Origin of the sequence: Flavobacterium sp., from assembly GCF_030146175.1 — a bacterium.
Classification (GTDB): domain Bacteria; phylum Bacteroidota; class Bacteroidia; order Flavobacteriales; family Flavobacteriaceae; genus Flavobacterium.
In genome coordinates, this window is record NZ_JASLCE010000153.1 from 1 (window position 1) to 8,470 (window position 8,470).

The window sequence follows — 8,470 nt, forward strand, 5'->3', positions numbered from 1 at the left end:
TTTTTAATTTTGGAAACTCTTTTAATAATGTTTCATAATCAAGAGGATTTATAAAAGAAAATAGCCCTTCCATGAAAACTGATTCGCCATAATGTTCAAGATATTCCAAAAGAACATCACTGTCGATAAGAGTGGCTAATTGTGTCGCATATTTTATTTTTAAAGTTGCGATATCTATTATGCTAATTTTTTCAGGTTCATTCAATCTATCTATAAAATCTTCATGTATCATTTTATATCACTTTTTTAGGTTTCTTATGAATCTGTTTTTTTTATTTATTGTCGTGACATCAGGCAGTTAAAATCTTTGATACGAGTAAAAAGTACCCGTTCCTTATAAATCACTATATTTTTCTATTACGCTTTAAGAAATTTTTCTATTACTTTCAAAGCGGCTTCATTATTGTTTTCCTTGGCTAAATCTATTGGAGTTTTTCCATCTGTATTTTTGTGTTCCGGGTTAGCTCCCAAATTGAGTAATGCTTTTAGAAAAACAGGTCCGAAATAATTCTTCCATAATTCGGGACTGATTGCTAGTTGGTTGTGAAGGATATTATTTCCGTTGGGAGCTACACCATTAATATCGGCACCATATTTAACGAGTAATTCGATAAGTTTGGCGCTTTTGCAAGTAATACACTGAAAAAGAATAGGTATTGAAGTCGAACCCAAAGGCTGTACCTTAACATCAGCTCCTTTTTCCAACAAAAAAGTAACCAATGGAATGGTTCTTTTGTCATAATTCCGCACCGCTTCAATTAATGGATTACTATCCATATAACACAGGTTCAGTAAATCAGGATTTTTGTCTAATCTTTCCTTTACCTCCTCTAAACTCCCTCTGCTTTTGCAGGCATCTATCAGATATCTTACTTCTATGTAATTTTTTATAATTACGTTACCGGCTGTTCCTTTTGTAGGCAGTAGCAACTGTGGTGGAATTTTCTTTAAAACGGCAGCGTCTTTTGGAATACGATCTTCGTCTGGTGTGTAACTGATTGTTTCTGAAAAATTATTTTCAAGTAGCCGTTTTTCCGCCTCTTTCATTAATTTGTACCCCTCAAGTTGCCAACCTTCAGGAACATCGGCTTCGGAGTTGTATCTGCTATAGTAAAAATTAGGATCCGCTCTCCAATAAATCATCAATGCAGTCGCTTTGTCACAATCTTTTTTGTCTAAAACCTGGTATAACCAATCCAAACCATTATCCCAATTGTAAAGTTCCGTTCCTGCAAAAAGCTTTTCTTCGTGAGTAAAATTATGTGAATCCATGTTGCCTTTATTTTTTAATTGTTTTAAATCTGTTTTGTTTTATGAATTAGATTTTGTCTTTATAATGATTATAAAACTCCAGTTGATCCATTAAAACTTCATTAATCGCTTTCCAACCGTGTTTTTCGGATAAATCAATAGCAGCCATCCAGGCTTTTATATTTGGTTCATTAAAATTTTCTCCGCTCCAATATCCGGCACTTACTAAAGCATCCCACGCCATAATAGGATCGTTTAATTGTTCGTCTATTACCTTGGCTACTTCTATATGTGCGTCACCATTATAGCCGTTTTTATTCTTTTTAATACTTACTAACAGTTCAAATAACGGATGTTCTTTTATAGCCTTTGAATACTCCCATTCTAAATGGGGATTTGTATCAAAAAAAGTGAGTATAGACCCTAATTCAAAACTTGTAGATGTGGCTTGAGGTTGAATATCAAAACCAATTCCCACAGGATCAAAACCATGCGGTTGCATACCACTTTGAAAATTATAGTTTTCAAAGTCTACAACATTTTTATAATCTATTTTTGGATAAGCTCTCTGAGCTAAAGCATGATATGCCCTTGTATTCCAAATACCGTAATCTTTTATTTTAAAATCTGGCAAATAGGATTCATTTTCAATCATCGAAGTCATTAGCGCAACATACTCTTTCTGTTGCGGAGTATCATAATAATGATTCCAAAAATCTAAATATACTTTGGTGTAAAATTCTGAAGGATTTTCAAGGTATTTCAAGTTATCCTCATTGTGTAGGTATTCTTTTAAATAGTCCAAGGAATCTAGACCATTCGTATACTGTCTGAAAGGTAACGATAGTTCTTCAAATGTTTCCCAATTCTTTTTAAGCTCATCGTTTATAATATCAATATCTTTTAAAAAGGGAAGCCACGACATTGTAATAAAAGAAGCAAGATCAGGCGAAATCGTTCTAAAATCACTAATTCCTTTTGTTACAATTGGAGCATCGAATAACTCCTTATTGGGCATTAATCTAATGGCGTAATCACTGTAATCATCAAAAGCAAAAGGAGCAACAGACCAAAACCCGGAACGAAAAATAGTCATCGCTCGCATAATTTCATCTTCATATCCAAATTCGAATCCCAGTATTAAATCTGTTTCTTTGCCTTTATATACTTCTTTTAAATCCTGGTGTATTTTGTTGAGTTTCATTATTTAATTGGCTTGATATTCGTTAATGGTAAATAAGCGAGACAAAAGGATATCGATAGCTTAACTAAAAGCATTTGCCAGTAGTGCTACGTTTTCTTTTAATTTTACTTTTTGGATGTTTTGAAGAACCTCATCTCCACCGAGAACTAAGGCCGGAACGAATGTTAAGCACTCGTCTATGGCTACTGGTCCATATTTTTCTAATGCTGGAATTTCGATCAATCCATAAGCCTCTGTCTCACTATGATATTTATTTCCTGCCAATGTTGTAAAAAATAACGTGAACTCATAATCAACATATTTGTATTCTTCTGTATGAATGTTATAGAAAGCAAGACAAACTTCGTCGTCTACTTCGCCAATTAAATAAAAGTTTCCCATAGCCGTTTTGGCAAATGGCAGAATCGACTGCGCTTTTAATTTTGGAAATTTCTTTAATGGGATTTCATAATCCATTGGATTTATAAAAGCAAAAAAACCTTCTTGAAAAACAGCTTCTCCATAATGTTCCAGATAGTCTAAAAGAACAGCACTGTCTTCAAAGTGGCTTAATTGCTTATCAAATTTTTCTTTTAATAAGGCGATGTCTATTTCACCAATTCTTTTAGGTTCTCCTAGAACGTTACTAAAACTTTGATGTATCATTAACTGTTGGTGTTACGTTTCTTTTTCGTCTCGGATTCTAAAAATCAATACTATTATCCTTTGCTGTAATCTGCTATCCAGGTAGGATGCTCCGGTTCAAAAACTCGTAGCGTTTCTATTAATTCACCCTCATTTTTAATTGTGATGTCGTCTATATAGACATTCGATCGTTGATTATAAACCCATTCGATAACTTCTTCATTTCTTCTTTTTTCAAAGTCAAGCTCTCTTGAGGATATAATTTTTAAGTCACCATTAACAATTCCTACGCTCACATTAGTGGGATATACTTCTGCTCCCATTTCAACATCTTCTACACTGATATCATATCGACATGTATTAAACTATATCCTTGTAATGATTATAAAACGCGAGTTGCTCTTTTAAAATTTCATTGATCTCTGTCCAACCCTGTTTTTCTGACAGGTCGATTGCCTGTTGCCATGCTTTTTCTACAATATCCAAACGTTCTCTCCTTCCGCCCCAATAACTCGCACTTATCAAGGCATTCCATGCCGCAACAGGGTCTTTGTATTCTTCTTCCAGGCGCGCAGCGGCGGCAAGGTGCTTTTCTCCTGTATAGTCATAGTATCCCTCAAACTTGATGGTTTCTGTGGCTTCAAAAAGCGGGTGCTTTTGTACTTCTTCCGGAAACATCGCATATTTGTCTTCCCATTCGGAATCAAACACCTCAGCAATATCCCGAACAAAAGAACCAGAATTCCCTAAGCTTATCACATACTTATGAAACCCGTTAGTGTCACAATCGAAACCATGGGGCAACTTGACACAATGCCAATAATGTGGCCATTTATATTCATCTTCCATGTTGAGTAGTTCATATGCTCTATTGGCCAGAACGTTTCCTACATATTCATTCCAAAGACCATAATCGGCATGCTTATAACTGGGAAAATAGGTTCTTTTTTCCTTCAATTTCTCAAACAGTTCAAAGGCCTTCTTTTGTTCGGGCGTATCATAATAATGATCCCAAAATTCTTTGAAAAACGCATCCTCAAAATTGGCCGCGTCTTTCAACCGTTCCTGATTGGCTTCCGAGAGTAAGAACTGCTTTAGGAAATCGAGGTCTCCGCCGCCCAGATAATCAAAAAAAGGCTTCGATAGAGTAACGGCTCCTTCTATCTTATCCTGAAGTTCGGCTATAACTTTTGGTTTGCCCATAAATCTTAAGTACGACATCGGAATGATGGCCTGTAAATTTGGTGCGAATGCATAACATTCTTGGTAGGTACCATTATAAAACACTATCGGAGATTTTTTTAACGGCTTTTCGGGCGTTAATCGAATGGCTAATATATTATCCGAATAAAAGCCCAAAGGGGCAACCGACCAAAATCCCATTTTCAGAAGAGTAATCAGTTTTTCATTTTCATCCTCATCCTTAAATTTGAAGAGAAATGCACGGTCGCTCTCTTTTTTGTACTGGTATATTTTTTTTAAATCTGAATGTATCTTGTTTATTTCCATAATTAATTCAACTAATTATTTATCTTTTAAATACTCTTTAAGTGAAAAATCATCGCGGTCATCTGGTTCTGAATAGCGCTCAGTAGCGACAAACTTGCCTAATTTTTTGATGTCTAAATCGGAAGGATTATAAACATCTCCACTCCACCCCATCACAGCCATTGTGGAACGACTTAGCTTTACTCCCATTGTTCCAATGATTTTAAATTCGTCATCAATTTCACTTATAATAAAACCATCTACAAGAAGACTTTTATTACTTTCACTCCTCGGGTTAATAATTGAAACATAGGCTACCCATATATCCCCATAAATTTTATTTTTATAGCTACTGAGTTTGTATAAATGACGGGGTTTATATGTTACCGGGTTTTCATCTAATACTAATTCCTTCTTATAATAAATTCCAAAACCTTCGTCAAGATCGTCAATAGCCATAGCATATAGCACTTTAATGGATTGGTTATAATCATCCAAATCTGTTAATTGGCGTTTTGTCCAGCATTCGGCTTCTTTATCTAAAAATTTTAAAATAAATTCTTTTATGTTTTCTACTGAATAATTCATGGTTGTTACTTTATTTTCTCTCAGTCATGCGAAATTTAAAATAATAATTTTGATATTTTTTAACCAAATCTTTATTTATTTTTCAAATACGCGCCAAGTGAAAAATTATCACGATTATCTGATTACAATAGTGTTCTGTAACAACAAATTTTATCATTACGGATTGCAAATCCACGATGTCGAGTTTAGAACCATCGTTAGCCTTTGTCCAAAAAAAAAGAGAAAACCAGTTTCTCTTTTTATAGTATTTTTCGAAATAATGACTGTTATTCGGTTTAGTATTTTTCCAGTTCTCCCCGTTGTACGATGACACTGTCTTTTATAACAAAAACACCATTGGTAATTTGTGGCTTTTCACTGGCGTCATTATGGAAGGCAAACTCGTACTCTTCGATAAAACCGTTATATAAATCTCTTGATGTATTGCTTGCAATCGCTTTAAAATAACCCCGTCTTGGAACGGCTACTAATATCTCATCCGATTTTAATACGGTATGCAATTCATCCAGAAATGGCTTGTGCAATAAAAATTCGCTACTAAACTCATGTCCGCAGGCATTCACTTCAAAATGGTCGTGATATTGGAATACCTCGTAAGGAACTTTTATGGCTTCAAGATTTGCCTGCGCTTCGTCATACATCTTGTTAAGCTCCTCATAATGCGTCCCTGTTTTATACGGAACATATACCAAATTATTCGGCATATCATGTGCTAATGCGATGACAATCTTAGGGTTTTCAAACGTTCCGATTAAAGGTGTAAACAAGGCTCCGTTTTGTATACCGATCCAGTCTCCATTTCGTAAAACGGGATAGATTTTACCGCCATCACCAGCCAGTATTTGATTTAATTCTTTTTGGTCTTGCAATTCACTTCCCGTTTGTCCGTGTACTTGCTTAAAATCGTTGTCCATGTTATGTTTTAAGTTTGGTTAAATAAGGTTTCGAAGATCGTCCGGGCTACAATCCCATTCTACAATAAGAATAATCCGGTTGAGGTATTGCCGGATATAAATAAAATCGTTGTCATTCAGTTGAAAACATTTGAATTTGTCTATTGTTGTGTGAATGATATCCAGTAACATCAGGCGGTCGAGTCCGTCTTCTATTTTTGAATAAATTTCGAAAATACTTCGGTCGATGATTTTACTGAGTTCGACTCGTACCATTTCATTATCCAAACCCGGATAATAAATGGAAAGCGGCATCGTAAATTTGGGTTCTTTACGTAGCTGCACTAATTTTTCTTTAATTGATTTGTGGGGCATAAATCAGTTAATTGTTAGTGCCATTGCAAAAAATAAAAACGCCTCAAGACAACAACGTATCGTAGGTTTTACGGTATTGTCATGCATTTTTTCGGGTGGTACGTTTTTGGATCGGGTACTATTGTTATTGCGTTACACACGATACTTCCCGTTTCTATATTTTTTGGTGGCTGGTTGTTTTTTGAGTTGTTTAATTCGTCAAACTTAAATCATTTTTCAAGTACTATACAAACTAAATTAACAAAATAAGTATTTATACACAACCCTAATTAACGTATTACATAAAAACGCGTACAAATGTTACGAAAATAAAATTTTTTGTAAGAATTCTAATAGTATTAAACTGATTTAATGCTTTATAACCACGTCCAATTGCCGTCCTTCCTGTAGTGCTTTTTTATCCATATTTGTACCCACCGCAATTCCGATTGCCATACCAATAGGAAGTCCGATTCCCAACAAGCCCATATTACCCAAACTCAATCCTAATACTGTTCCGAGTGGTATTCCAAAAGCCGACATTCCAATGGCCAACCAAAGCGTCATATAATATTTTTGCGGTACGATTTTTACTTCTTTTTCAACCAGTCGAACAATTTTAGTCTGCTTTTCTTTAAACAGCTTTCGCAATTTGTCATCCGTTAAAGTGGTTGTATTTAGCACTTCAATATCCTGATTAATGGATTCGATAAGTGTATCGGGTAATTCCTTTTTTCGTAATTCTTCCAGCAATTTTTGAAATTGCGTATAAAGCGGTGGCAGTTTACTGTTTTCCGAAGTGTTTTGAATTTCTTTTAATTCGATTATTTTCATAACGTTTTTGATCTGCGTTTCTTTCTGTAAATGTATATAAAAACAAATATCGGACTACCTATAGGTGTTTTATTTTGTAAAAAACTTCGGATATTTGTTTCGAATTTTATTTTATAAAATCATCTACAAACAACAATTATAGCAAGTGTAATCAATCCGTGAAGTGTCAATAATAAATGAGAAATAAAGCTCTGAAAATAATTTTCATCGTTATAGTAGTCCTACTATCGGGGTTTGCAACTTTAACGCAAATAAATTTTCTGGATTATCAGAAGCCGGTTCGTTTTAAAGATATTGATCAGGTTACTTTAAATGACTTTAAAGGTTTGGAATTCTTCCAAAAATCACTTTATGGGAATAAATCCTTTGCCTATATAAAAACATCAATAGATTATGAATTTAAGGATGACTCTCTTCGGATTGAATCTTTTTTTCATCCATCAAGTTCATATGTCTATAATAAAAAAGCTTATAGCAAAGAGTTACTAACGCATGAAATCTATCATTTTAAGATAACAGAATTATACACCCGAATTGCAAAAAAAAGAATTTCAGATTTAAAGAACGTAACGAAAAATCAAGCTGAAGATTTGATTGATGCAATTAAACAGGAGGAACAAAACTATCAAATACAATATGACGATGATACTTTTCACAGTTATGTTTTAAGTGAACAAAAGAAATATGAGAAAACTATAGATAGTTTATTAAATTTACATCGAAATTTTAAAAATCCAAAAATATATTTAAATGAAAAATAGCGTATTTATTGCTTTTATGACACTTTCTTTATGTTTTATTAGCTGTAAAGAGGAGCCTAAATTTCCTCTTGATAAAAAATATTGGGATACTAATGATTATGATAATGCAATACGTGAAATAAAATATAATACGAAACAAGGAGAAAAATATCCAACTTTTGATGATCCGGAAACCAAACAATTATTAGAAAAACTGACAGACGAAGAAAATTTTAAAGTCATTTTAGATGATAAAGAACTTGGAATAAAACACAAAAGCGAAGTTGCTCAGGAATTCTTTAATCAGTGGAAATCCATGAATGATATTTATACTGAAATTGACAGAACGGATAGATATGTTTATGAAAAAGAATTGGTCGAAATCCAGAATTTTGGTTTAGAGTTACAAATCAAATATTTTAAACTGGGGAACGATGCAATAATTGAAAAATCCGATGATCCTAATTCACAAGAAGTAAAAAATGTTGTAAATT

The 8,470-nt window shown here is 33.8% G+C and carries 11 protein-coding genes and 1 pseudogene; 2 read left to right on the forward strand and 10 right to left on the reverse strand.

Annotated elements, in window-relative coordinates:
• From Q1R07_RS16090 to Q1R07_RS16135, 10 genes are all read right to left on the reverse strand, one after another.
• Positions 1–232: hypothetical protein (locus Q1R07_RS16090; protein WP_300492199.1), on the reverse strand; the 232-nt coding region annotated here is incomplete at its 3' end.
• 125 nt (positions 233–357) lie between these two features.
• The gene (locus Q1R07_RS16095) at positions 358–1,272 is read right to left on the reverse strand and encodes a DUF4274 domain-containing protein (RefSeq protein ID WP_300492201.1); all 915 of its coding nucleotides are present in this window, start codon (positions 1,270–1,272) and stop codon (positions 358–360) included.
• Positions 1,273–1,318: 46 nt separating this feature from the next.
• The gene (locus Q1R07_RS16100; RefSeq protein ID WP_300492202.1) at positions 1,319–2,455 is read right to left on the reverse strand and encodes a hypothetical protein; all 1,137 of its coding nucleotides are present in this window, start codon (positions 2,453–2,455) and stop codon (positions 1,319–1,321) included.
• Between the two features lie 60 nt (positions 2,456–2,515).
• Positions 2,516–3,100 (reverse strand): T6SS immunity protein Tdi1 domain-containing protein, encoded by a 585-nt coding sequence (locus Q1R07_RS16105; RefSeq protein WP_300492204.1) that lies wholly within the window; start codon positions 3,098–3,100, stop codon positions 2,516–2,518.
• Positions 3,101–3,153: 53 nt separating this feature from the next.
• Positions 3,154–3,402 (reverse strand): hypothetical protein, encoded by a 249-nt coding sequence (locus Q1R07_RS16110; protein WP_300492205.1) that lies wholly within the window; start codon positions 3,400–3,402, stop codon positions 3,154–3,156.
• Positions 3,403–3,439: 37 nt separating this feature from the next.
• On the reverse strand, positions 3,440–4,588 hold the full coding sequence (locus Q1R07_RS16115; protein WP_300492207.1) for a hypothetical protein: 1,149 nt from the start codon (positions 4,586–4,588) through the stop codon (positions 3,440–3,442).
• A gap of 15 nt (positions 4,589–4,603) precedes the next feature.
• Positions 4,604–5,155 (reverse strand): hypothetical protein, encoded by a 552-nt coding sequence (locus Q1R07_RS16120; protein WP_300492208.1) that lies wholly within the window; start codon positions 5,153–5,155, stop codon positions 4,604–4,606.
• 275 nt (positions 5,156–5,430) lie between these two features.
• A complete protein-coding gene (locus Q1R07_RS16125; RefSeq protein ID WP_300492210.1) occupies positions 5,431–6,069 on the reverse strand; it encodes a hypothetical protein in 639 nt (212 codons plus the stop codon).
• An 18-nt stretch (positions 6,070–6,087) separates the two neighbouring features.
• Positions 6,088–6,423 carry a DUF4844 domain-containing protein gene (locus tag Q1R07_RS16130; protein WP_300492211.1) on the reverse strand — a complete coding sequence of 112 codons (336 nt, stop codon included), beginning with the start codon at positions 6,421–6,423 and terminating at the stop codon, positions 6,088–6,090.
• Positions 6,424–6,771: 348 nt separating this feature from the next.
• On the reverse strand, positions 6,772–7,236 hold the full coding sequence (locus Q1R07_RS16135; protein ID WP_300492212.1) for a hypothetical protein: 465 nt from the start codon (positions 7,234–7,236) through the stop codon (positions 6,772–6,774).
• 176 nt (positions 7,237–7,412) lie between these two features.
• Here Q1R07_RS16135 and Q1R07_RS16140 point away from each other — a divergent pair, with 176 nt between their 5' ends.
• Together Q1R07_RS16140 and Q1R07_RS16145 are read left to right on the forward strand one after the other, a co-directional pair.
• On the forward strand, positions 7,413–7,997 hold the full coding sequence (locus Q1R07_RS16140; RefSeq protein ID WP_300492214.1) for a hypothetical protein: 585 nt from the start codon (positions 7,413–7,415) through the stop codon (positions 7,995–7,997).
• Positions 7,987–8,470: pseudogene (locus tag Q1R07_RS16145) on the forward strand (hypothetical protein); the annotation flags it as partial. The gene Q1R07_RS16140 and the pseudogene Q1R07_RS16145, both read left to right, overlap by 11 nt.